This window comes from Pelorhabdus rhamnosifermentans (assembly GCF_018835585.1).
Taxonomy (GTDB): domain Bacteria; phylum Bacillota; class Negativicutes; order UMGS1260; family UMGS1260; genus Pelorhabdus; species Pelorhabdus rhamnosifermentans.
On the sequence record NZ_JAHGVE010000042.1, the window covers coordinates 1 to 22,597 of the forward strand.

At 37.0% G+C, this 22,597-nt stretch carries 20 protein-coding genes, 1 tRNA gene, 1 rRNA gene and 2 pseudogenes; 21 read left to right on the top strand and 3 right to left on the bottom strand.

All coding sequences use genetic code 11. The annotated features are described in order from the left end of the window. From rrf to Ga0466249_RS24520, 11 genes and pseudogenes are all read left to right on the top strand, one after another. Positions 1 to 102, top strand: a 5S ribosomal RNA gene (rrf, locus tag Ga0466249_RS24470); the annotation flags it as partial. Between the two features lie 3 nt (positions 103 to 105). Continuing rightward, positions 106 to 181, top strand: a tRNA-Asn gene (locus Ga0466249_RS24475). A gap of 194 nt (positions 182 to 375) precedes the next feature. Next, positions 376 to 882, top strand: a complete 507-nt coding sequence (locus Ga0466249_RS24480; protein ID WP_215832122.1) for a YqeG family HAD IIIA-type phosphatase — start codon at positions 376 to 378, stop codon at positions 880 to 882. A gap of 18 nt (positions 883 to 900) precedes the next feature. Beyond that, positions 901 to 1,674, top strand: a complete 774-nt coding sequence (locus Ga0466249_RS24485; protein WP_246589027.1) for a carbon-nitrogen family hydrolase — start codon at positions 901 to 903, stop codon at positions 1,672 to 1,674. Between the two features lies 1 nt (position 1,675). Further along, complete coding sequence (aroE, locus tag Ga0466249_RS24490; RefSeq protein WP_246589028.1) at positions 1,676 to 2,530, top strand: shikimate dehydrogenase; 855 nt, start codon at positions 1,676 to 1,678, stop codon at positions 2,528 to 2,530. 548 nt (positions 2,531 to 3,078) lie between these two features. After that, positions 3,079 to 4,437, top strand: a complete 1,359-nt coding sequence (locus tag Ga0466249_RS24495) for a coproporphyrinogen-III oxidase family protein (RefSeq protein WP_215832123.1) — start codon at positions 3,079 to 3,081, stop codon at positions 4,435 to 4,437. 114 nt (positions 4,438 to 4,551) lie between these two features. Beyond that, positions 4,552 to 5,523, top strand: coding sequence for a methyltransferase domain-containing protein (locus Ga0466249_RS24500; protein WP_215832124.1), 972 nt, complete (start codon positions 4,552 to 4,554; stop codon positions 5,521 to 5,523). A 2-nt stretch (positions 5,524 to 5,525) separates the two neighbouring features. Continuing rightward, positions 5,526 to 6,530, top strand: coding sequence for an NAD-dependent epimerase/dehydratase family protein (locus Ga0466249_RS24505; protein WP_215832125.1), 1,005 nt, complete (start codon positions 5,526 to 5,528; stop codon positions 6,528 to 6,530). A 36-nt stretch (positions 6,531 to 6,566) separates the two neighbouring features. Further along, positions 6,567 to 7,136, top strand: a complete 570-nt coding sequence (locus Ga0466249_RS24510; protein WP_215832126.1) for a flavodoxin family protein — start codon at positions 6,567 to 6,569, stop codon at positions 7,134 to 7,136. A 255-nt stretch (positions 7,137 to 7,391) separates the two neighbouring features. Beyond that, positions 7,392 to 7,985 (top strand): HD domain-containing protein, encoded by a 594-nt coding sequence (locus tag Ga0466249_RS24515; protein ID WP_215832127.1) that lies wholly within the window; start codon positions 7,392 to 7,394, stop codon positions 7,983 to 7,985. Positions 7,986 to 8,170: 185 nt separating this feature from the next. Continuing rightward, positions 8,171 to 8,936 (top strand): annotated as a pseudogene (locus tag Ga0466249_RS24520) (integrase core domain-containing protein). On the opposite strand, the gene Ga0466249_RS24525 reads toward Ga0466249_RS24520, so the two are convergent. Further along, a complete protein-coding gene (locus Ga0466249_RS24525; RefSeq protein WP_215832128.1) occupies positions 8,914 to 9,087 on the bottom strand; it encodes a DUF2992 family protein in 174 nt (57 codons plus the stop codon). The pseudogene Ga0466249_RS24520 and the gene Ga0466249_RS24525 sit on opposite strands and share 23 nt — an antisense overlap. Before the next feature lie 232 nt (positions 9,088 to 9,319). Further along, positions 9,320 to 9,571, bottom strand: coding sequence for a hypothetical protein (locus tag Ga0466249_RS24530; protein ID WP_215832129.1), 252 nt, complete (start codon positions 9,569 to 9,571; stop codon positions 9,320 to 9,322). A gap of 423 nt (positions 9,572 to 9,994) precedes the next feature. On the opposite strand from Ga0466249_RS24530, the gene Ga0466249_RS24535 reads away from it, so the two are divergent. From Ga0466249_RS24535 to Ga0466249_RS24570, 8 genes are all read left to right on the top strand, one after another. After that, positions 9,995 to 10,648, top strand: a complete 654-nt coding sequence (locus Ga0466249_RS24535; RefSeq protein WP_215832130.1) for a (Fe-S)-binding protein — start codon at positions 9,995 to 9,997, stop codon at positions 10,646 to 10,648. Between the two features lie 12 nt (positions 10,649 to 10,660). Next, complete coding sequence (locus Ga0466249_RS24540) at positions 10,661 to 11,227, top strand: bifunctional transcriptional activator/DNA repair enzyme AdaA (RefSeq protein ID WP_215832131.1); 567 nt, start codon at positions 10,661 to 10,663, stop codon at positions 11,225 to 11,227. Between the two features lie 2 nt (positions 11,228 to 11,229). Beyond that, complete coding sequence (locus Ga0466249_RS24545; RefSeq protein WP_312889832.1) at positions 11,230 to 11,706, top strand: methylated-DNA--[protein]-cysteine S-methyltransferase; 477 nt, start codon at positions 11,230 to 11,232, stop codon at positions 11,704 to 11,706. Further along, positions 11,693 to 12,295 (top strand): DNA-3-methyladenine glycosylase family protein, encoded by a 603-nt coding sequence (locus Ga0466249_RS24550; RefSeq protein WP_246589030.1) that lies wholly within the window; start codon positions 11,693 to 11,695, stop codon positions 12,293 to 12,295. The genes Ga0466249_RS24545 and Ga0466249_RS24550 overlap by 14 nt, the downstream gene beginning before the upstream one ends. A gap of 1,351 nt (positions 12,296 to 13,646) precedes the next feature. Beyond that, positions 13,647 to 14,879 (top strand): PucR family transcriptional regulator, encoded by a 1,233-nt coding sequence (locus Ga0466249_RS24555; RefSeq protein ID WP_215832132.1) that lies wholly within the window; start codon positions 13,647 to 13,649, stop codon positions 14,877 to 14,879. 318 nt (positions 14,880 to 15,197) lie between these two features. Beyond that, the gene (locus Ga0466249_RS24560; RefSeq protein WP_246589031.1) at positions 15,198 to 16,640 is read left to right on the top strand and encodes an amino acid permease; all 1,443 of its coding nucleotides are present in this window, start codon (positions 15,198 to 15,200) and stop codon (positions 16,638 to 16,640) included. Between the two features lie 136 nt (positions 16,641 to 16,776). Beyond that, positions 16,777 to 18,129, top strand: a complete 1,353-nt coding sequence (gabT, locus tag Ga0466249_RS24565; protein ID WP_215832133.1) for a 4-aminobutyrate--2-oxoglutarate transaminase — start codon at positions 16,777 to 16,779, stop codon at positions 18,127 to 18,129. Positions 18,130 to 18,139: 10 nt separating this feature from the next. After that, positions 18,140 to 19,399, top strand: coding sequence for a Glu/Leu/Phe/Val family dehydrogenase (locus Ga0466249_RS24570; RefSeq protein WP_215832134.1), 1,260 nt, complete (start codon positions 18,140 to 18,142; stop codon positions 19,397 to 19,399). Between the two features lie 90 nt (positions 19,400 to 19,489). Here Ga0466249_RS24570 and Ga0466249_RS24575 read toward each other — a convergent pair whose 3' ends face one another. After that, complete coding sequence (locus tag Ga0466249_RS24575) at positions 19,490 to 20,617, bottom strand: PucR family transcriptional regulator (protein ID WP_215832135.1); 1,128 nt, start codon at positions 20,615 to 20,617, stop codon at positions 19,490 to 19,492. A gap of 281 nt (positions 20,618 to 20,898) precedes the next feature. On the opposite strand from Ga0466249_RS24575, the gene Ga0466249_RS24580 reads away from it, so the two are divergent. Further along, on the top strand, positions 20,899 to 22,014 hold the full coding sequence (locus tag Ga0466249_RS24580) for a 4-hydroxybutyrate dehydrogenase (RefSeq protein WP_215832136.1): 1,116 nt from the start codon (positions 20,899 to 20,901) through the stop codon (positions 22,012 to 22,014). Between the two features lie 415 nt (positions 22,015 to 22,429). Then, positions 22,430 to 22,597: pseudogene (locus Ga0466249_RS24585) on the top strand (transposase); the annotation flags it as partial.

Below are 22,597 nucleotides of genomic sequence, written 5' to 3' on the forward strand. Positions count from 1 at the left end.
TAAGGGGATCCACCTGTTCCCATACCGAACACAGAAGTTAAGCCCTTATACGTCGAAAGTACTTGGTTGGAAACGGCTTGGGAGGATAGATAGTTGCTGATTTATTCCTTGATAGCTCAGTTGGTAGAGCAATCGGCTGTTAACCGATCGGTCGTAGGTTCGAGTCCTACTCAAGGAGCCATTTTTATACATCCATTGCATTTATGCAATGGATGTATTTTCGTATATAATCAATAATGAAAAGGATGTATGGTGGTGTGAGAAAATGGTCAATGATATATTGTATCTCTTGCTGAAGGAGTTGGTAGGAGGTTTTTAGAATATATAAGAGAATCTAGTCCTATATTAAGGGAGTCTGCTGAGAGAAGGGAGCGTATGCTTCGTTTATTATGCCCAAATCGTAGTGAAGCAGTTATTTATGATATTGAACCTTATGATTTGCAGCGGGAAAATATTGTTGGAATGATCGTGGATCTTGATAATACGATTATTCCTTGGAGTAGTCTGAATGTTCCCGACGCGACGATGCGGTGGATAAGAAAATTAAAGGCTGCAGGTATTCAGGTTTGTCTATTATCAAACAATTGCGGACCGCGTGTTCAAAAAATCGCAAAAATATTACAAGTTCCTTTTGTATCAAAAGCACGCAAACCCATGATAAAAGGTTTTCGTCAAGCAGTTCAGATGATGGATTTATTGCCACAGCAAGTTGCTGTAGTTGGCGATCAGATTTATACGGATATTTTAGGTGGTAATCGCATTGGCTGTTATACTATATGGGTATCACCTTTGTCTACTAAAGAATTTATGGGCACAAAGATTACGCGTCGTTTAGAGAGGCTTACAGTACTATTATTACGACATAAGGGACTGTTTCCTTAAACGAATAAAAGGAGTCTTATGATGAAATTAGCACTAGTACAACTGAATGTGGTAAGTGGAGCTGTTGAGCAGAATCGAGAGCATGGCTTAGAACTTGTTGCGCTTGCTGCCGAAACGGCTGATGTTATTGTACTTCCTGAACTATGGACAACGGGATATTCTTTGCGTCATGTTGGTGATTTTGCGGAGACAGAAGCGGGACCAACCTTAGAAGGTTTAAAGAAAATTGCCCATAAGAATGATGTTATGATTGTTGGTGGGTCTTTGGCTTATCGAAAGGATAATCATATCTATAATGGTTTATTTGTTGTGAATGCAGAGGGAATTGTAGCAACTTATCAAAAAGTTCATCTTTTTTCTATGTTTAATGAAGGTGATTTTTTTTCGGCAGGTCAAAAACTTTGTTTATTTGACTTGGCGGGTCATAAAGCAGGTGCGGCTATTTGTTACGATTTGCGTTTTCCAGAACTTTTTCGTAGTCTTACTTTACAAGGTTCTTCACTTATTTTCGTTCCTGCTGAATGGCCGACAGCACGCGGTGATAACTGGCGTGTTCTTGTACAAGCTCGTGCAGTGGAAAATCAAGTCTTTATCTGTGCCGTCAATTGCGTGGGACAGCATAAAAATCACCCTTTTTTTGGACACTCATTGCTTGTTGGGCCTGATGGCACCATTCTTGTAGAGGGTGATAATAAGGAAGATATTCTGTATGGTGATATTGATTTTCAATTTATTGCAGAAGTACGACGGAGTATGGATATATTTGCTGATCGACGAGGGGATTTGTATTAATATGATGATTTCAGGAACAACACAAAAAGTAGGGATTATTGGCTGGCCTGTGGGTCATTCTTTTTCTCCTGCTATTCATAATGCTGCTTTTGTACATTGCAAATTAGATTATGTCTATGTACCACTACCTGTTGAACCTGGTCAATTGGCTCAAGCTGTCAATGGACTTCGGGCCTTGGGCTTTACTGGTGCTAATGTGACGATTCCTCACAAGGTCGCCATCATGAAGTATTTAGATGAAATAGATGAAACAGCTCATTTGGCTGGAGCTGTGAATACTATTGCGATCCGTCAATCGAAACTCATTGGTTACAATACAGATGCCAATGGATTTATGACGGCTTTGAAACAAAGACAATTTAATGTGCGTGATAAAAGAGTGCTCGTTATTGGTGCGGGTGGTGCTGCGCGGGGGATTCTGGCAGGAATGGCAAGCGCTGGTGTAGAGAACTTTTTTGTGGCAGCTCGGCACATAGAACAGGCAAGGCAATTCATTCATCTATTTCCTCAGTTATCTGTTCAGCCGGTTTTATGGCCAAGTTCAGAGTTTCAACAAATTGTGTCTAATATGGACTTTATTATTCATGCTACGCCAATTGGCATGTATCCCCATTTAGCTGAAACACCACTGCCTATGACTACCAAATTAAAGCAGTCGGCTGTTGTGTGCGATTTGATTTATAATCCTGTAATGACACAGCTTCTTATACAGGCAAATGCTGAGGGTCATTCTGTTATGGGGGGACTCAGTATGCTTGTGGAACAGGCTGCACTGGCTTTTGAATGCTGGACAGGACAAGTCGCACCAAGAGTTGTCATGAAACAAGTAGCAGGAAGCTTGTTTCCGAAAAAATGATGCCTGTCCGCGTGCCGACTTTTTTAGGGGGAATTTAAATGACGAGTATGCTTACCTACACATGCGTCTTGATTTCATGAATTGCATATCGTTAGGGTAACTTGAGGCCAACAGATGTAAAATTCTGTTGGCCTTTTCTCATGTGTATATAGTTTTTTTCATTGTTCTTGACAAGGCTGCTTGCGCCCGAGTACAGGTTAAAACGAACTTTGATATATGGAATGCACTACTTCTTTAGTAGCATTTATCGGAGCAATATTGAGAAATCTTTCAAGACTTGGGGTTTGCGTCAGTTTTTCAATGTCTGCAGCCCTAAAGCCTTTATCTTTGAGCTGTGAATGAATAGCATTTGGAAAAGATTATGCATATTTATAGTACTTAATAAATAAGAATAAAAGAACCTTAACCATTCGAGGAAAATATTACATTTAATACAAAAGACGGTAGGATGCATATGAATTAATTTATTCAGTATTTTATCATCTTTGCAAAAAGAAAGCTACAAAGTAGTTTGATGGGAATCAATTGAACCTAAAAGGGGAGGAATTATGGTGGATGTCAGAAGTGACCAACAGTGTAAATTACAAGATATAGATGAGGTGCGACAAAAACTTCATGATAAAATCATGAAGTTGGAAAGACCAAAATATTTTTATGCATATCCACCCAAAGATGCATATAAACCATTTACTGATAGTAAAGCAGTATCTCAAAGTTGGACTACAGTAGCAGGACCTGTAAATATTTATGTACATATACCTTATTGTGACTACAAATGCCACTATTGTAAGTTGTTTTCAATTATGTCAAATTCTGCTGAAACTAGTGAGCAATATGTTTCAGCTTTATTACGAGAAAGTAATTTAGTGGGAAACTGTATTAATAAAGATTCAGTTGAGATTGCATCAATATACCTTGGTGGAGGAACTCCAACAATATTATCAACAAAGCAATTAGAAACAATTCTTAATCATTTTTCAAATGAATTTTACATTAATAATAATTTAGAAATAGGCATTGAATCTACTCCTACTAATATAAGTAAAGATAAATGCAGAGAACTCGTCGGTTTGGGTTTTAATAGAATAAGTATTGGTATTCAAAGTTTTATTACTAATGAATTATATGCCGCAGGACGTAAGTATAATTCTGATACTGCATATAAGATTATATCAACTGCGATAGAAAGTGGATTTAGAAATGTTAATATTGATCTGATATTTGGGTTAGCTGAACAAACATTTGAAACTTGGCAAAAGAGTCTTGAAATAGCAGTTGAATTAGGAATTACAACGATTACGCTTTATCCTTTAGTTATACAAAACAGGAAATATTATCAAGAAATAAACTCCAATATTGCTAATGGTGCAAATTTATACAAAATGTATGATTTTGCAGTAGTATTTTTAGAGTCAAATGGATATATTCAGCAAACACAAATTAATTTTGTAAAAGGAGGAGGAGGGTGCCAGTATGAAGCTAATGAGTCAGTAGGGATTCCGACAATGGGATTAGGAGCCGGATCTCGGAGCTATACTCAATATTTACATTATACCAATGATGATTATGTTAACAAAACCAGTAGTCGTGATATCATTGAAGCTTATTTAAAAATAAATGATGAAATACCTGTTCGATCTGCGGTTATTTTAAATAAAGAAGAGATTAAAAGAAGATATATCATGTATCATTTACTTTTTCAGGGTATTAATAAGGAAGAGTATTTTATACATTTTAATGAATTAATAGAAAATAGATTCTTTAACGAATTTAAAGTATTAGAGGAAGGAAATTACATTAATAATAACAATTCTTCTATAACTTTAACTAAGATTGGAAGAAAATATAGCAGTATTATTGCTTCATTATTTTATAGTTCTGAGAATGAAAAGTATCTTCCATTTTGAGACTGTTTAATGGTTTTGAAAAAGATAAATTTTAACCTGGAAAAAGTCTTTTTAGCAAAATTTAATTGATAGTAAAAGCTGAAAAAGCTTTTAAAAAAGGAGGATATATATATAATGGCTAAGTTACAAGATAAAATGTTAAAAGATGAGAAATGGTTCGAGAAAGAACCTTTTGGGGCTTTTTGGGAGAAAGGCTATCGAGATATGAGTGTTTCTACTATGGGCGGACCAAGTTTTGAAGTAATTGAAATCGCTCCTGCATTACCAGTTAATGCTAAAGTTTTGGATTTAGGATGTGGTGAGGGGCGAAATAGTTATTTTTTAGCAAGTGCGGGATTTGATGTTACAGCTATTGATAGGTCAGAAGCCGGTATCCGAAAATTGTCAACAATTTCAAGCATTAATAAAATTAGTTTATCAGGAATTGTTTCGGATATCGGTAGACTTGAAATTAATGAAGATTATGACTTAATTATGTCTCATGGATGTCTTTACTATTTATCGAATATGGAATGGCGTGAGTTATTAACTCAAGCTAAAGAGCATACGAAACCAGGTGGTTTTAATATTTATACAGTCTTTGTATTTAATGATGAATATCCACGGACGGAGGAATTCAAGTCTGCTCGGTATGCTCATTCATTTGCGCCAAATGAGTTAAGAGAATTTTACGAAGATTGGGACATTTTTCGGTATGATGTCTATGTTAAATGGGATAAACATCCTGGAATACCACTCCACTATCATCCTATTGAAAAACTAGTAGCTCGCAAACCGGGAGGTAGTGGGAAAAAAGTTGTAATTGAAAATGTACTTGTTAAGTCAGAAACAATGAAATGGGATAATTTTGAAAGCATTTTTATGGGGATGAAAACAGAAGAACTTATCGGCTTATGTGGTAAACCTGATAATATTGTCTCATATAAAACAAATGAAATGCAAATGGGCGCCTTTGATGCGACTGTGAATAAATATTTTTTGAGTTTATGGTTCTATGGAAATACATCTATTTATGTGATGAATAATGAAGTATGTGGAAAATCTTTAAACCATACAAAACCTATAACATTAAAGGTGGCAGATTAAGCTTGGCTAATATAGTAATTATTGGTGGTGCTGGATTTTTAGGAGGAAATTTAGCGTTGAAATTAAGTGCTACAGGTCATGATGTTACTATAATTGATACAATGGATAACTTTAAAAAATTTACGGTTTATACACAAAGAGATAAAGATTCTGCATATTATTCTCAAATAAATAGCATTATTTTAGAAAATCTTAAGAAAAAATGCAGGATAATTAATATGGATATTTGTGATGAACAAGCAATGAAATGTATTTTCGCTGAAACATGTCCTAACATCGTTTATTACTCTGTATGCGGATTCTTATATGATAACGTAAATAGTTCTCTTAATGAGGTTTTTGGCTTGATAAAAGTTCTCGGGGCTATTAAAGAAATGAGTAATCTCAAGCGTTTTGTTTTAATATCCTCCGCTTCTGTATATGGTGATCCAAAAGCATCAATCGTAAATGAGGAGATTCCGCGTTGTCCAATTGATACTTATGGTAGAATTAAAGTTATTGCTGAGGAAATCTTAATGTTATATCATAGCTTTTATGGAATAAATTATAGCATTGTTCGTCCTTCCACAATATACGGCCCTGGAGATATGAGACCGTTTTCTTTGACTAATGCAATATACAATATAATTAATAATATGCCTGCTAAACTTAGCAATCCAGATAAAGTCTCAGCTCCACCAATGTATATTAGCGATGCAATTGAAGGATTGATCTTATTTGGGTTTCATCCTATGGCGAATAATGATATATTTAACTTAACTAGTTCAGAGAAAGCGGTATTTAGTGATGCGCAATATATTGAAATCTTAAAAGGACAACTTTTCCCTGATGTTACGATCAAATTTGTTGAGCATTACAATAATCATTGTATTCCTTCAAAACCATGGATTCTAGATAATTCAAAGTCAGTTAGTTTTTTTGGGTTCACTCCACATTATTCTTTAGCCAAGGGGATAATAAAATGTAGTGAGGATATTTTACATATGATAAAAACAGAAATCGCTTAACAAGAACTTGTTGCAAATTTAAAGTGAGGTGATTTGATGAATTTACTTTGTATATCTGGAACTCCTCGAATAAATGGAAATAGTGAGATCCTATTAAAACATTCCATGAAAGCCTTTATTGAAAAAAAGGAAAATACTAAATTGCTTATATTGAGAGATATGAATATTAGGCCATGCACTGCTTGCGATGATTGTAAGCGACTTGGTAAATGTACTATAAATGATGATATGAAAGATATATATGAGCTATTTAGGTGGTGTGATGCTTTAATTTTGTCGAGCCCAGTATACTCGCGAAATATTTGCTCTCAATTGATGGCAGTTCTTGATCGACATTATGGTGTTAATATTGATCGCCCTCTAAAGGGGAAAGTTGGAGGTGGAATTGCTGTTGGAGCTGGAACATGTGGTGGACAAACAATAGCTCTAAATGCAATGTATACTTGGATGTTATCGTGTGGCATGATTTGTGTTCCAGGAGAATTAAATGGAGTGACTGCAACCGCAAGTGAGCCTGGTGATATACTAAAACAGGATAAAAGATTAAAGCAGGCAGAAATACTGGGGGAAAACATTTATTATGTAACTAAGAAACTTCGGTGCTAAGAAGAAGCAAATGGACTATGCTTCCTTATTCCTCAACCTGTTTTAGATAACCGTATAGCAGTTAAAAAATTGATACTAAAGGGCTATTTTGAAAACGACAACATCGAAGGTGGGGGTTGTGTTTAAACTCATACCTAGGAATTGCGGAGAGAATTCTCTCCGCATTCTTTTTGGTCTTGCCTGATATAGAGAGTGTTTATCTGTCATTCAACCTTCGTATTAGGAATATAAATCGGATGAAAATGGAGGATTGTAATGAACCTTACACGTTTAGAACAACAAATGGATTTTTTGATAAAAATTGATAAATTGAAAACTGTTTTCCGTCAAAACTACCTAGTTGATGGCTCACGGCTAGAAAATGATTCGGAGCACTCCTGGCATCTTGCAATGATGGTGATTGTTCTTTCAGAGTACTTTGAAGGATTAGACATACTGAAAACACTAAAAATGACCTTGATTCATGACATAATTGAAATATATGCAGGTGATACATTTGCATATAATGAGAAGGCTAACTTAGATAAAGAATATCGTGAGAAAAAGTCAGCTGAAAAAATATTTTCATTACTTCCATTTGAACAAGCAACAGAGTTTTCAGAACTATGGCAGGAGTTCGAGAAGATGGAGTCCAAAGAAGCTTTATGCGCAGCAATTATGGATAGGTTGCAGCCGTTAACTTTAGATATATGCCTGGAAGGAAAAATGTGTCGTAAATATGGAGTTACTGTTGAAAAAGTACTTAAGCGTAATGAGATAATATTCAATAACGCTCCTGAGATAATTAAGAAATATATCTATGATAAAATAAATTACGCATCTAAGATGCAGTATTTTTTTCGTAAGTGACTAGTTACAAGATGCAAAGGTGTACCAATTGCTTCTTTTTAATGGTACTTTTCACTTGTTACAAGACACGGACTGTTTGTAGTGGTATAGTGAAGTTGTAACACCTCTGTCTAATAGATTAAAATGAATCTATCAGAAAAAGAGGGATAAAAATGAAATAATATGATGAAGAATTTAAGAAGAAAATCATTCGCCTTCATTTAGAAGAAGGACGAAGCTTAAAAGGGTTAGCTGATGAATACGGCGCATCAAAAGCAGCTATATCAAAATGGACTAAACTATATCGCGAAGAATGCCAAACAACGGAAAGCAGCCAAACAGAATATGATTATATGAAAGAGAACCTAAAATTAAGAAAGCAGCTAGAAGAAATGGAAAAGGAAAATCGCTTCTTAAAAAAAGCGGCGGCATTCTTTGCGAAGGAAATCGAATAAGAGTTTATCAATTTATTGAAAGATATCACCAAGAATTTGGGCTTAGGTGGCTTTTAAGAAAATTTGAGCTAAGCCCAAACGCTTATTATAATTTCCTCAGAAGTAAGGAAACTAAAGATCGCAGTGAAAAAGTAAGGATTTTTGAAGTCATTACAAAACTGTATCATGATACGAATGGTGTGATAGGCCATCGCATAATGCGCGTATTTTTAGCGCGAGAAAACATCTATTTAAGCAAGACCACAGTCCATAAGTATATGAATAAGCAGTTAGGCTTAGTAAAGCCGGGTATCCCTATGATAATGCACCAATGGAAAGATATTACAATACACTAAAAAACGAAAAGCTCAATTTGCATTACTACCATTCAGAAGAGGAACTCGATCAAGCTGTCAATGATTTTGCATATATTTGGTATAACCATGTGAGACCACATTCTTACAACAACAATCTGACTCCATTTGAGGCAAGGTTTAAACGTGAAAAAAGTAGACTCAAGTGTTACAAAAATGCTTGACCACTACATGGAGGACATAGTCCAGCACCTCTTGGTTACTAGGTTCTGTGTGGAAAACTACTTTTGATACTTCATAATGTTCCAAATTGCTTCTCTCAAATAGAGCAGTCCAGAAAGCACCATCAAAGAAAAGAGTAAGTTTGATATTCAATTTTTTCCCTCCTGTTATATTGGCAGCATAAGAGAATGGACGACCCCAGGAGGGGGAAGGTTACTGACATATGGAATATGTGTTTGGACTACCAACCAAAACAGTGTTTTTATCTCCACCAATATACTAATAAATCTAACCCTTTAAAATACTATTGTCAAGTGTTGCTACTCATAGAGACGATGAATGGAAAGGCCGTTATCCTAAAAATGGATAACGGCTATTTGTTGCTTTAAAGCTTTGATAATGTACTCATGTGAGCTTTTAAAGCGTCGTTGACAATCTGTGACTGACTAGTTCCCGAACCGCGCAGTAATTGCAGGTCGGCATATACATCGTTCTCTAAATAGAGGGTAATTCGGCGGTGACGGTCTTCAAAACTTCTTTGTTTCGCTGGTGCCTGATTAATTGCATCTAATCTTTTTTTGCTTTCACTTAAGCTCTTGTTCAGCACTATTCCATCCCAACCTTTCCAGTATTTCATTGTTCTTTAAGGCTCGATGTTCACGGGTTAAATTGATTTTATCATTTTATGGTTATTCGAGAAAATGCAGCTTTATATGCTTTGTGTGCTTTTACGCTGAATTTTGTACTATTATAGGCAGAAAGTTAGTTGACCAACGGCTCCGGTAATGAAAATACCCGTATTTGTGATGGAGGTTGAGAAAAATGTCTGAGATATGGAGTGCTGCAAAAGATTTAGCAGAGGCAAGGGTGACAATCATCCCTCTCTGCGCTCCAGACCATCATTGTATGCCAGTGAAACACTGTCAAACATGCAAAAGCCCAGGGAAAACCCCACTAATAGAAGAAATTTATATAAATTACATGGTGGAATATAGGAAGATTTATAGTTTCATTTACTGTAAAATATGTTTGTGTACTAGAATTTGGTGGAGGGATTATAATGAGACACGTTTATGCACCTGGCTGTGCACTTATGATCTATAAGCCGGAGCTTGCTAAGAAAGTATTAGAGTTTTTAAATAAGAATTTAGGAGACATTCCTGAACACCTGATTTGTTGCAGGCATGAACCTCAACTTAAAGATGGCACTCAGGTAATTAACACCTGTGCAGGCTGTGACAAACGATACAGAGAGCTTTATCATGGAATATCTACTATATCGTTATGGGAGATATTAGCTGAAAGCAAATTATTTTCATTTCCTGACTATAGGGGCATTGAAATGACCGTACACGATGCCTGCCCTACACGCACACAGGAAAGGGTACATGCTGCCATAAGAAAGCTCCTGGAGAGAATGAATATAACAATTGTTGAATCCGAAAATACTTGTACCAAAGCAACCTGCTGTGGAGACAGTTTTTACGGCACTTTGCCTGCGGGATTTGTCAAAGAGCAGATGAAAAAACGGGCAAATGAAATGCCATGTGAAAATGTAGTGGTTTACTGTGTTTCCTGCATTAAAGCGATGCATATCGGAGGAAAAACGCCACGGTACATCGTAGATCTTTTATTTGGAGAGGAAACCGGAATTGGTACTTTTGAGCCTGATGCCTGGCACGATGAACTGCAAAATTTTATAGATGAACACTGAGAGGGTTAATTTATGAAAGAGTCTAGCAGTATTTCTGATGATGAGAAATGGCAAGCTGTTGTGAGCTGCGACAGAAGATATGACGGTATTTTTTTCTATGGAGTAAGGACAACAGGAATCTTTTGCAAACCGTCATGTAAGTCGAAAACTCCTGTTCGCGACAATGTAGTTTTCTTTGATCACATAGCAGGGGCAGTGGAAAGTGAATTTCGCGCGTGCAAAAGGTGTTGTCCCGATAAAGTAGTTTTCGAACCCGAGTTAGAACTTGTAAAAAAGACTAAAGATATAATTGACGCAGATTATAATCATCAAATTGATGTAAGTTATATTTCAAAACAACTTGGGGTTAGTAAAAACCACTTGATTAGACTTTTTAAGCGGTATAGTGGTCTTACTCTTACACAGTACATTACTAAGGTAAGAGTAGGCAACGCATTAGAATTATTAAAGCAAGAAGATCTAAGCATTCTTGAGATTGCCTATACAGTGGGATTTAAAAGCTTGTCTAACTTTTATAAATGTTTTAAAGAACAGACTGGGTATACACCAAATGAATATAGGAAAAGTCGAGATGATTGATTGTGTCTATATATTTTTATGAAACGGACATTGGCAAAATTGGTATAGCTGAAAAAAATGGAAGAATCACTAACTTGTATTTTCCAAACGGCAACTGGCCTCAAGATATGGAAATATATGAAGCGCCAATCCTAAAAGAAGCAGCACAGCAGCTTCAAAACTATCTTGTGAGCAATCTTACAAACTTTTTTCTGCCCCTTGAACCTGGCGGCACAGTCTTTATGAAACAGGTTTGGACAAGTCTATGCGAAATACCATACGGTAAAACAGTAAGCTATAAGAGTGTAGCTGAAAAAATTGGTAACCCTAATGCTGCGCGTGCTGTAGGACTAGCAAATAACCGTAATCCAATTCCGATATTCATTCCCTGTCACCGTGTTATCAGCGCCAATGGCTCATTAGTAGGTTACCGTGGAGGGCTTGAATTGAAAAATAGATTGCTCAAAATGGAGAATAGACACGAATATGCAGATTTTTGAGTATGGATCGAATGAAATAGCACATTTAAAACGCAAGGATAAAAAGCTTGCTGCAGCGATTGATAGCATTGGCATGATACAACGTGAAATTACACCAGATCCGTTTACTGCACTTGTTTCAAGCATTGTTAGTCAGCAAATCTCGAAGAAGGCTGCTGAGACAGTCTGGAACAGGTTATCTGTTATCGTTGGAAGAATAACGCCAGAAAACATTGTAAGGGTAAGCCTGACTGACATTCAAAGTTGCGGTATATCCATAAGAAAAGCCGGATATGTACAGGAATTTGCAAATGCTACTATAGCTGGTGTGGTGAATTTTGATAAACTCCATACGTTGAGTGATGAAGAGATAATAAAAAAACTTTCTTCACTGCATGGAGTTGGTGTTTGGACTGCTGAAATGTTGCTGATTTTTTCACTATGTCGGCCTGATGTTGTAAGCTATGGGGATTTGGCCGTTCGTAGAGGAATGATGAATTTATATGGCCTTAAAGTGCTCACCAAGGAAAAGTTTGATAGGTATAGAAAAAGGTATTCGCCGTATGGTTCTGTTGCATCATTGTACCTATGGGAACTTTCGGTGATATAGTTTACTTTGCAAGTACTGTATAAGCAGTGCTTGCAAAGTCTGAATGTTTTAAAGCATTATTGCTTTTTTGCGTAAAAATATAGGACTCAAAATTAACGCGACCTTCTTGCATTTAGAAGGTCGAACCCTATCGGAAAACTTCTATTTTCGCGTATCAGTATCGTCTGTCTATCAAATGGCAGTATGTATGTGGGAACATATTAAGAAAAAAGCCGCTGTTTTCCGGTTAATCCTAAATGATGTGAATGGTAATAGAATAAGGTGGGTTTGCAAGGCGACGGTTCGCCTCCACCATGTAAATCCCGCTTTTTTTACAATAATAGGAAACGGCTATTTGTCTAATAATGGACAAATAGCCGTTTGCGGTTCGCCTGGCATGGACGTAGTTTAACAGGTGAAAGTCCTGAGCGCGGGTAGATAGTGCCAAGCGTATAGCCTAAGGCAAGGTTGTCCATCGCGAGGTAGAATCTGGAGGAAGCCGGCGGCAAAACTTTGGCCTGACGAATAGAAATCACATATAAGGCGAAGCAGGCTGGGTGAGATTTCCACTCAAATCAAAGCCCTAAACTATCCGAAAGTCTGTACTTTGGATGTGGCAGGTAGATGGAGTGAAAGACTGCGTTCTTACCCGGGGAGGTCTCACGGACATGCAGAGATAATTTCTTTTGAAGCATGATTGAAACAAGATTTACCGCCATGAAAAATCGAAGTCCGCCCATTAGGAACGGTGATTGATGCCATTCAGGAGGTAGTAAAATGGCTATTTTCTAGCGATGTCCATGCTTATCTTATGCTTAAATATTGAAATTACTGCCTTCCTAAACCCTGTGCCGGGGTCCCGAGTGCACCATAAAGAATATAGTAATGGCAAGGCTTCAGAGATTCTGAGCCGTGCCGCTTTTTGTACATTTTGATAACTTTTACGTAGCAGAAAGACCTGTCTTAGCTTCTATTCCAGTCAAGTCTTTCCTTTAAGGGCACGTTGGCGGATACTAAATCAGCGGCTTGTCATATACGGATAATAATTGTTTGTTACGGACTATGACAGGGGCGTTAGCTGGTTGCCAGGGTGCGGTAGGAGATGAAAAAATATATATGCTTTTTTGTTAGAACCAAATTAGATGATCTCTGTAATTTCATGGTGATATTTGGCACTTCAAGAAGGAAAAAGTTGCCTTTTGTTGAAACGTGTGAAATAAGGTGGTGCGAGAAGCCTATCTGTTTGAGTGATTGCTACTTTGTAATATAGTTTACAAGACAGAGATAGCTAATTGTATTACCCAATTGAGGGTAGTATAGTGTGATATTACAACAAATACTTTTATACCAAAGAATGGAGAGGATGACGATCATGGTCAGTTGCCGAGAAATTATCAAGCTACCTTCAATGGCTAAGCTCAATATTGTTGCTGGAAAAACTGGGTTGGACCGAATGATACGGTGGGTGCATTTTCTTGACTTGCCTGATGTTATTCCCTGGGTGCAGGGAGGGGAACTGTTGATTATCACGGGTATGGGGTTGAATGGCGATATCAATAAACTTAAAGTTATTGTACGTGAGATTATTAAAAAGAAACTAGCAGGATTGATTATTAATATCGGTCCTTATATTCAAAATATTCCTGATGAGGTTATTCATTTGGCAAATCGAGCAAACTTCCCAATTTTCGAACTGCCTTGGGAAGTAAAAATTATTGAGATAACACAGGAGATATGTAGCTATATTGTTATTAAGCAGACCGAACAACAATCTATTAAAGATTTTTTCGAACAGTTATTATTTTGTCCTCTGGTTGACCCTAAAGTGTTAATTCAGCGAGCTGCATATTTTGGTTATGATTTAACCAAGCCATATCAGGTGGCTATCATCAGGCCTGTGAATTTGGTTAAATTTTCACAAATACAGAAGATCAAGAGCGGGGAATCTTTAGTCGCCCTTAACGCAAGATTTGAAGAAATTATTTGTGACAGTTTAAATACGCCGGACAGAAAAAATTTACTAATGTCGTGGGCGGATAACGTTGTTTTTCTTATGCCTTGTAATCATCAAAGTAGAGATGATTTGCACAATAGTGCTCTTTTAATGGAAATATTGAAAAAACTGACTGCCAGAATATCTGGGCTGGAGGTTACTGCTGCTTTAGGCGGTAAAATTGATAATGTTCGGGTTGCTAGAAAAAGCTATTTACAAGCTCTTAAGGTCTTGAAGTTTGCTGAATTAAAGCTGACTACCAAACCTGTCTATTCTTATGATCAGTTAGGTGTATATAAGTTATTATTTGAATTTGAATTTGACAAGTTAGCTGAATATTATAATGAAGTCATTCAACCGCTCGATGAATACGATAAGCAGCATCACATGGATATGGCAGCTAGTTTATTCGTTTATTTCAAGGAAAATTGCAATGCGGCACAAGCTGCCCAGAGTTTGTTTATTCATCGTAATACCTTGGATTATCGATTAAAAAAAATTCAAGAGATCACGGGCAGGCATTTTGACGATCCTTATGAACGGCTGACTCTGCAGTTAGGGGTTATCATAGGAAAACTCTTGTCTAGTAATGTACTTCTTCATGATTTGTAAATCTAAAAGTGAATGTATCACAAAAGAACGCAACATATTCTGTAATAGGCTCACATAGACGTAGTGAGATGTATCTGATACTCTTTATACATAAACATAAAACGTATAAATTACGTATCAGCAATGATGCTGAATATCTTCCTTCAAGGAATTTATTCAGCAATTTTATTTTATTGAGTATTTCCTATGGAAGGAGGTCATTTAGGGATTAAAGACCATCAAAATATATTTCAAGCAAAGGCGCTTGTCGACAACGAATGAGGTTGTTCACAAGCGCTTTTTTGTTTTGATGAAATCATCGTGATTAAAGGAGGAAATATGATGAGTAGTAACTCGTTGCAACTGGAATCGGAATTTTTAGAAGAAGAAAATCTAAAAAAAGATCTTAAAGATAGACACATACAACTTATTGCTATTGGCGGTGTGATTGGTGTTGCCTTGTTTATGGGGTCGGCTCAAGCAAGTAAGATGGCAGGACCTGCGCTTACTTTAGCGTATCTTATTGGTGGTATAGTGATGTATTTTGTGCTACGTGCACTTGGTGAAGTGGCTGTTGAAAATCCCGTTTCGGCTTCTTTTGCTGGTTATGCAAGAGTTTTTTGTGGGCCTCTGACTTCTTTTATTACTGGGTGGAATTATTGGTATCAATGGGTTGTTCTAGCTATGTGCGAAATTTCCGCTGTAGGCATGTATATGAAATATTGGTCACCGGATATCGAACAGTGGATTCCGGCTTTAATTTGTTTGGCTGTTGTTCTTATCATTAATTTAGTTTCAGTTAAATATTATGGCGAATTCGAATTTTGGTTTGCTTTGATTAAAGTTATTACCATTATAGCCATGCTTTTTGTCGGTTTGGCCATGATCCTATTTGGGTTAGGTAATGATGGTATAGCAACTGGTTTCTCTAATTTATGGTCTCAAGGCGGTTTCATGCCTTTCGGCTGGCTAGGAGTTGCCAAGGCGTTGGTAATGGTGGTATTTGCTTATTCAGGAGTTGAACTGATCGGGATTACCGCAGGTGAAGCTGCCGACCCGGAAGCTTCACTGAAGTCCGCTATTGATAAAGTGTTTTGGCGGGTGCTTATTTTCTACGTCGGCTCTATGGTTGTCATATTGTCTATTTTTCCTTATGATACATTACCCAAAGGTGTCAGTCCGTTTGTTATGATATTCGAGAAAGCAGGAATTCCATATGCAGCATCCATTATTAATTTTGTCATTATGTCGTCGGCAGCTTCTTGTCTCAATAGTGCGATGTATGTTTGTGGACGAATGTTGTATGGGCTGGCATTACGGAAAGAAGCTCCCGCAATCCTGAGTAAGTTGTCTGCCAATCAAGTGCCGGCCAATGGTATTTTGTTGTCAAGTGCGGTTTGTCTGATAGGCGTTTATTTAAACTATGTATTTCCTGATAGTGTGTTTTATTATATGTCAGCTATTACGACAACGGGTTGTATGTGGACATGGTCCTTAATTATGTATATTCAGTACAAATGGCGTAAAGGTCTAAATAAAGAGCAGGTTGCCAACCTGAAATACCCTATGCCGTTTTATCCATACGCTAATTATTTAGTAGGTCTTTTTATGCTTGCTGTAACTTTGGGCATGGGATATGATCATGATAATTTAGTTGGTCTATATGTTGCACCAGCTTGGTACGGCGGTCTGTATCTGTTATATAAATTATTTAAAATTGGGATAGTTCATGAGAAGGCTGATTTTGTAATTCAGACGAAATGTGAACAGCCGCCACTATGAATTCGTCGAATAGCACGAAAAACAGGAAAATATTTAGGCTTGAAGCTCATTGTATGCCTGTAAGAATAGTGCTATTATGCATATTGTTTAAAGGCGTAAAGTAAAAGAAGGTTATATCAGAAAGGTAGGGTTAATTATGTTAAGAGATGCATTGCCAAAAATTATTACAGAAATAGTGCCTGGCCCAAAGGCACAAGCATTAATGAATCGCAGAGCAGAAGCTACTGCGACAGCCGTAGGCTGTGCCTATCCAGTAGTGATTGAACGTGGAGAAGGCGCAATGATTGAAGATGTAGATGGGAATATCTTCCTTGATTGGGTAGGGGGGGTTGGTGTTCTCAATGTTGGCTACAGTCAACCTGAGATTATAGAAGCTGTAAAAGAACAGTCAGAAAAGTACTTTCACGGCATGTTTAATATTGTGACACATAAAGGGTATGTAGAATTAGCAGAAAAGTTAAATTCCATCGTACCTGTAAAGGGTGAAAAAAGAAGAACCTTCCTATCTAACAGTGGTGCAGAGGCAGATGAAAATGCAGTTAAAATTGCAAAATCATATACGGGAAGACCCAATATTATTGTGTTTTCAGGCGCCTTCCATGGCAGAACAATGCTTACAATGGCTATGACGTCCAAGAAAGCTTATGCTATTGGCATGGGACCATTTCCGGATGGCATCTATCGTGCAGAATATCCGTATTTGTATCGGAAGCCGGAAGGTATGACAGAATCGCAGGCAATTGATTTTTATGTAAAATCAATTTATAAAGTATTTGAAGAGTGTTCACCAGCAAATCAAATTGCAGCTATGGTATTAGAACCCCTCCAAGGGGAAGGGGGATTTATACCCGCACCCATTGAGTGGGTAAAAGCCGTTCGTAAAATTTGTGATGAATATGGAATTATAATGATTGCCGATGAAGTACAAAGTGGATTTTGTCGTACCGGTAAAATGTTTGCATCAGAGTATTGGGTGGAAGTTGGGTGTACACCAGATATTATAGCAACAGCGAAGTCGATTGCCGCCGGACTTCCACTTAGTGCAGTTATTGCACGAAGCGAAATTATGGAAGGCGTAACACCTGGTATTATCGGCGGTACATACTGTGGCAACGCACTGTCTTGTGCAGCTGCTTTGAAAACCATTGACATTATGGAAAAGAAACATTTGGCAGAGCGTGCGATGAAAATTGGTCAAAAAGTAACTGCTACTTATAAAATTTGGCAAAAAAATTATCCTGTCATTGGCGATGTGCGTGGACTAGGCGCTATGATCGGTCTTGAACTTGTTAAAGATCAGGCGACCAAAGCCCCTAATCCTGAATTAGTTGGAAAGGTAGTCCAAATGTGTGCACAAAATGGATTAATTATTGAAAATGCAGGTGTTTACAAAAATGTGCTGCGCTTTTTGGCCCCGCTGGTCATTACAGATGAGCAATTAGATGCCGGACTTAAAATCTTAGAAAATGCTATTAAAAAATGTATGTAGGAGCCAGATAATGAATAAAGAGTACAATCCTTATCAAAATATGCTTCGGGTTTTAGATGATGCCGCGATAAAACTGGGATTGCAGAAAAACGATTATATCACGTTAAGATTTCCAGAACGGCAATTGGTTGTCTCCGTACCGGTTGTTATGGATGATGGACATACCGAAGTTTTTGAAGGTTATCGTGTACAACATAGTAGTACACGGGGACCATGCAAAGGGGGAATTCGGTTTCACCCGGATTCGAATATTGATGAAGTAAAAGCATTGGCCGCTTGGATGACATGGAAATGTGCTGTAGTAAATATTCCTTATGGCGGTGCAAAAGGCGGGATCAAGGTTGATCCCGCCAAATTGACAGAGAATGAATTAAGAAAGATGGTTCGGCGCTATACCGCAATGATTTTGCCGGTATTAGGACCTGAAAAAGATATTCCGGCGCCGGATGTCAATACAGATGCCAAGATTATGGCTTGGATTATGGACACCTTTAGCATGATTAAAGGTTATGCAGTTCCGGCGGTTGTAACAGGGAAACCTTTAGAAATAGGCGGTTCATTAGGAAGAAATGAGGCTACCGGTCGCGGCGTGATGTTCACGCTTTTAAACTTGTTAGAAAAAATTAATTGTGATCCTAAAAATATGACAGTTGCTGTGCAAGGCTTTGGAAATGTAGGTAGTGTCACTGCTAAATTAATACAAAAACAAGGCTGTAAAATTGTCGGAATTGGCGATGCGTTTTGTGCGCTGTACAAAAAAACGGGTATCAATATTGAGGCAGCAATTAAGTATGCTGCGGAAAATGGAAAATCGTTGGCGGGCTATCAAGAAGATGATATTGAAATTATTACAAATGACGAATTGCTTGCTCTGGATGTAGATGTTCTTTGTCCGGCAGCACTTGAAAATCAAATAAATGGTGATAATGCCGATCGTATTCGTGCCAAAATAATCGTTGAAGCGGCTAATGGCCCAACCGCTAAAGAAGCCGACGAGGTTTTAGATATAAAAGGAACAAAGATCGTTCCTGATATTTTGGCTAATGCGGGTGGAGTAGTAGTATCCTACTTTGAATGGGTACAAAATCAAGAATCTTTTATGTGGGATGAAGATTATATTAATAATAATCTGAAAAAGATTATGAAAAAATCATTTGATGACATTTGGAAAATTCATATTGAAAAGAATGTATCAATGCGTATGGCGGCCTATATATTAGCATTGGACAGGGTTGTTAGGGCTAAAAGACTTAGAGGGGTTTTCCCTTGAACGGCAATTGTAAAGACAAAATTTATTGTTGTATAGTTGTTTTCTAGCCAAGGCCGGAAGTGTGTAAAGAATACCAAGTGCGGTTTAGTCTTAAAATGGAATTTCGGCGGTTTGGCATTTTAAGTCATAGATACAAAAGGCAAGCTGGATACGACAACGTTCTTCCATAGATGACAAATCACTGTGAAGCAATTCTTTGATTTTTGCAATGCGATAGTTAATAGTATTGCGGTGAGTAAAAGTATGCTCAGCAACTAACTGTACACTAGAATTGAATTCAATATAATAGCGCAGAATTTCTAAGTAATTGGAATGATGTTTTTGGTCGTAGTCTATAATTGCTTTCAGAGACTGGGTATACAGATTTTCTAATATAGCTTCATCCGAAATACTTAATACAATTTGATAAAGTCCTAAATCATTATAGAAACAGTAAGTTTCTTTTTTAGCGCTTGCCACTTGAAGTGCTTTGTCCGCCTCTATGCGTTTGGCAAATAGAGATTCTATGCTTTGACCAAGAGTAGCAATACCGTAGTAAATACCATCTGATAATAATGATTTATGTAAGAAATCTACTGTAGAATGAAAAGCAGTTTCAGTTGTGTGATATAAGACGGCATAATGTGTACTTTTTTTTGTTAGGAGCAAATATTTCTGTTCAGCTTGATTTAAAATAGCTATTAATCGGTTGTTAGAAACATTTTTTAAGGCTATAATTCCATAGGCGAAATTTGGATACTGATTCATGTCTTCATATTCAGTAATAAAGGCACTGTCAACCGTATTGCAGAACATGGCATTAGCAAAGGTTTTACTAAGATATTCTTCTTCTTGCTGCTCTTTCATGACATGATTACAGCAATCTTGCATAATATCAGCAATATGTATCTCCCACGGCATGGTGAGAAGTGGAAATCCCATAAGGTTGCAATAATCAATTAGTGATTCCGGTATTTCCTTAATATAATTTCCCATATTTAAAATGATACCACTTACGTCTTTTCCGTCCATAGCATGGACGAGTTCTTCAAGCCAATTGTCATAATTATTGGCAAGCCCCGTTGTAATAATGAGTTCTCCACCACGAATGAAATGGATATTCTTTAAATCTTCTAAAAGATAAATCCATTTCACTACAGAATGAATACCTTTTTCGCCAGCGATTAATTGTAACTGATGTTTTTTTTTGAATTTTTCATAAAAAAATTTTAAAGTCAATGAACTATTCCGTCCTTTCTTGAAAAAATTCAACATGATATAGAAAGTATAAAACAATGATAATTCGTTGTCTAGCACGAAAAACGAGAAAATATTTAGGTTAAGATCTTATTGAATGCCTGAAAAAATAATGCTAAAATACATATAAATTAAAAACGAAATGAATAAGACATTATATTTTTAATTTGAAGAATGTTCGTTAGCAGCAAAATTAAATACTACTTCGAAGTAAAGGTGTGCTTATATCTGCACCTAAAAAATTGTATGCAGGAGAGTAGGGTATGAAAGAATTTAGTTTAGTCCCAAATATTGTATTATTCGATACTTGTAGAGAATTTGTTAAAAATTGTAAAATTGGTGCTGGCGATTTAATTATTACTAGCACCCATACTTACGTAGCCCATTTTGAAAGCTTAATAAAAGATGCTGCCGTAATTTATATCCGTACCTATGGCCAGGGTGAGCCAAGTGATGATATGGTTGAAGCTATGTATACCGATGTGAAAAATATTGACTATAAGAGAGTCGTGGCCATAGGAGGCGGTACAGTTATTGACGTAGCAAAATTATTTGCACTTAAGACTGTGTCTCCTGTATTAGATTTATATGATCATATTATACCCGGTGTAAAGGATAAGGAATTACTCATTCTTCCTACCACCTGTGGTACAGGTAGTGAAGTGACCAATATTTCTATTTTGGCATTAAAATCTCGTCATACAAAAATGGGATTGGCAGTCCCGGCATTGTTTGCAGATAAAGCAGTATTAATACCTGAGTTATTGCATGATTTGCCTTTCGAATTTTTTGCAACAAGTTCTATCGATGCACTGGTTCACGCGATGGAATCGTATTTGTCACCAAAGGCTTCTCCTTTTACAGAAATCTTTTCTATACAGGCCATTGAAATGATTATTTCTGGATATCAGAAGATAGCAACGAATGGAGAAGCAGCTAGAATACCCTTACTAAATGATTTTTTAATTGCCAGTACTTATGCGGGTGTCGCTTTTGGTAATGCAGGGTGTGGGGCAGTACACGCTATGAGTTATCCGCTTGGTGCGATTTATCATGTACCTCATGGAGAGTCCAATTATGCGATGCTTATAGGCGTTTTCAAGACCTACATGAGACTCAATCCTACGGGAAAAATCAAAAGATTAAATAACATACTAGTAAAGCTTCTTGGTTGTGCAGAAGATAAAGTATATGATGAAATGGAGAAATTATTAAATAGAATCCTTCAGAAAAAATCATTGCATGAATATGGGGTAGTAAGAGAAGACCTAATTCTTTTTACTGAAAGTGTAATGGAAAAACAGGGTAGATTAATGGCTAATAATTACGCTGAGCTTAGCAAAGAAATGGTCCTTGGGATTTATAATCAATTATACTAATGGAAAGGAACTTATAATGAATTTCAAAAAAAAATAACGACTATGATTCAAAACTATGTGCAGGAATATCAGAGAAAGCCGGGCATTACATCCCAATGGGGCGAGCCATTAGTTGGATTTGCCGATGCAAATCATCCAGATATTTTAAAACTAAAGGATGTAAGCCATCTGTACAACATGCAGATATGAAGAGTTGTTGTTAAGAAATTCTATATGCAAACCCGACAGCATTTTTAATATTTTGATATCTTTCAAATACTCTGCCAGGACGTATTGGAGACATAAATTTTTGCACAATTTTCAAAAGACTTCTTTCAGAAATTTTGCCCTTGAAATACTGATAACAAAAATGTATCGCTTTAGCGAAATTGATTCAGCACTTTCCTTAGATGATGCCGCGTACCGACTAGAGGAATTTCGCGAGACCTGGGGCAAGAAATATTCTCAAATTGTGAAGTCCTGGGAGGCAAATTGGACAGAGCTTTCCACCTATTTTAAGTATCCGGAAGAAGTCCGGCGGCTCATTTATACCACCAATGCGGTGGAAGGGTTTCATCGGATGCTACGCAAATATACCAAGACC

What these genes read in the sequence shown, in the direction of transcription:
- Ga0466249_RS24485 (WP_246589027.1), top strand. Translation starts at nt 901, where the DNA reads ATGATGAAATTAGCACTAGTACAACTGAATGTGGTAAGTGGAGCTGTT.
- Ga0466249_RS24560 (WP_246589031.1), top strand. Translation starts at nt 15,198, where the DNA reads ATGATGAGTAGTAACTCGTTGCAACTGGAATCGGAATTTTTAGAAGAA.
- aroE (WP_246589028.1), top strand. Translation starts at nt 1,676, where the DNA reads ATGATGATTTCAGGAACAACACAAAAAGTAGGGATTATTGGCTGGCCT.
- Ga0466249_RS24515 (WP_215832127.1), top strand. Translation starts at nt 7,392, where the DNA reads ATGAACCTTACACGTTTAGAACAACAAATGGATTTTTTGATAAAAATT.
- Ga0466249_RS24500 (WP_215832124.1), top strand. Translation starts at nt 4,552, where the DNA reads ATGGCTAAGTTACAAGATAAAATGTTAAAAGATGAGAAATGGTTCGAG.
- Ga0466249_RS24580 (WP_215832136.1), top strand. Translation starts at nt 20,899, where the DNA reads ATGAAAGAATTTAGTTTAGTCCCAAATATTGTATTATTCGATACTTGT.
- Ga0466249_RS24540 (WP_215832131.1), top strand. Translation starts at nt 10,661, where the DNA reads ATGAAAGAGTCTAGCAGTATTTCTGATGATGAGAAATGGCAAGCTGTT.
- Ga0466249_RS24495 (WP_215832123.1), top strand. Translation starts at nt 3,079, where the DNA reads ATGGTGGATGTCAGAAGTGACCAACAGTGTAAATTACAAGATATAGAT.
- Ga0466249_RS24535 (WP_215832130.1), top strand. Translation starts at nt 9,995, where the DNA reads ATGAGACACGTTTATGCACCTGGCTGTGCACTTATGATCTATAAGCCG.
- Ga0466249_RS24530 (WP_215832129.1), bottom strand. Translation starts at nt 9,571, where the DNA reads ATGAAATACTGGAAAGGTTGGGATGGAATAGTGCTGAACAAGAGCTTA.
- Ga0466249_RS24550 (WP_246589030.1), top strand. Translation starts at nt 11,693, where the DNA reads ATGCAGATTTTTGAGTATGGATCGAATGAAATAGCACATTTAAAACGC.
- Ga0466249_RS24510 (WP_215832126.1), top strand. Translation starts at nt 6,567, where the DNA reads ATGAATTTACTTTGTATATCTGGAACTCCTCGAATAAATGGAAATAGT.
- Ga0466249_RS24570 (WP_215832134.1), top strand. Translation starts at nt 18,140, where the DNA reads ATGAATAAAGAGTACAATCCTTATCAAAATATGCTTCGGGTTTTAGAT.
- Ga0466249_RS24480 (WP_215832122.1), top strand. Translation starts at nt 376, where the DNA reads ATGCTTCGTTTATTATGCCCAAATCGTAGTGAAGCAGTTATTTATGAT.
- gabT (WP_215832133.1), top strand. Translation starts at nt 16,777, where the DNA reads ATGTTAAGAGATGCATTGCCAAAAATTATTACAGAAATAGTGCCTGGC.
- Ga0466249_RS24555 (WP_215832132.1), top strand. Translation starts at nt 13,647, where the DNA reads ATGGTCAGTTGCCGAGAAATTATCAAGCTACCTTCAATGGCTAAGCTC.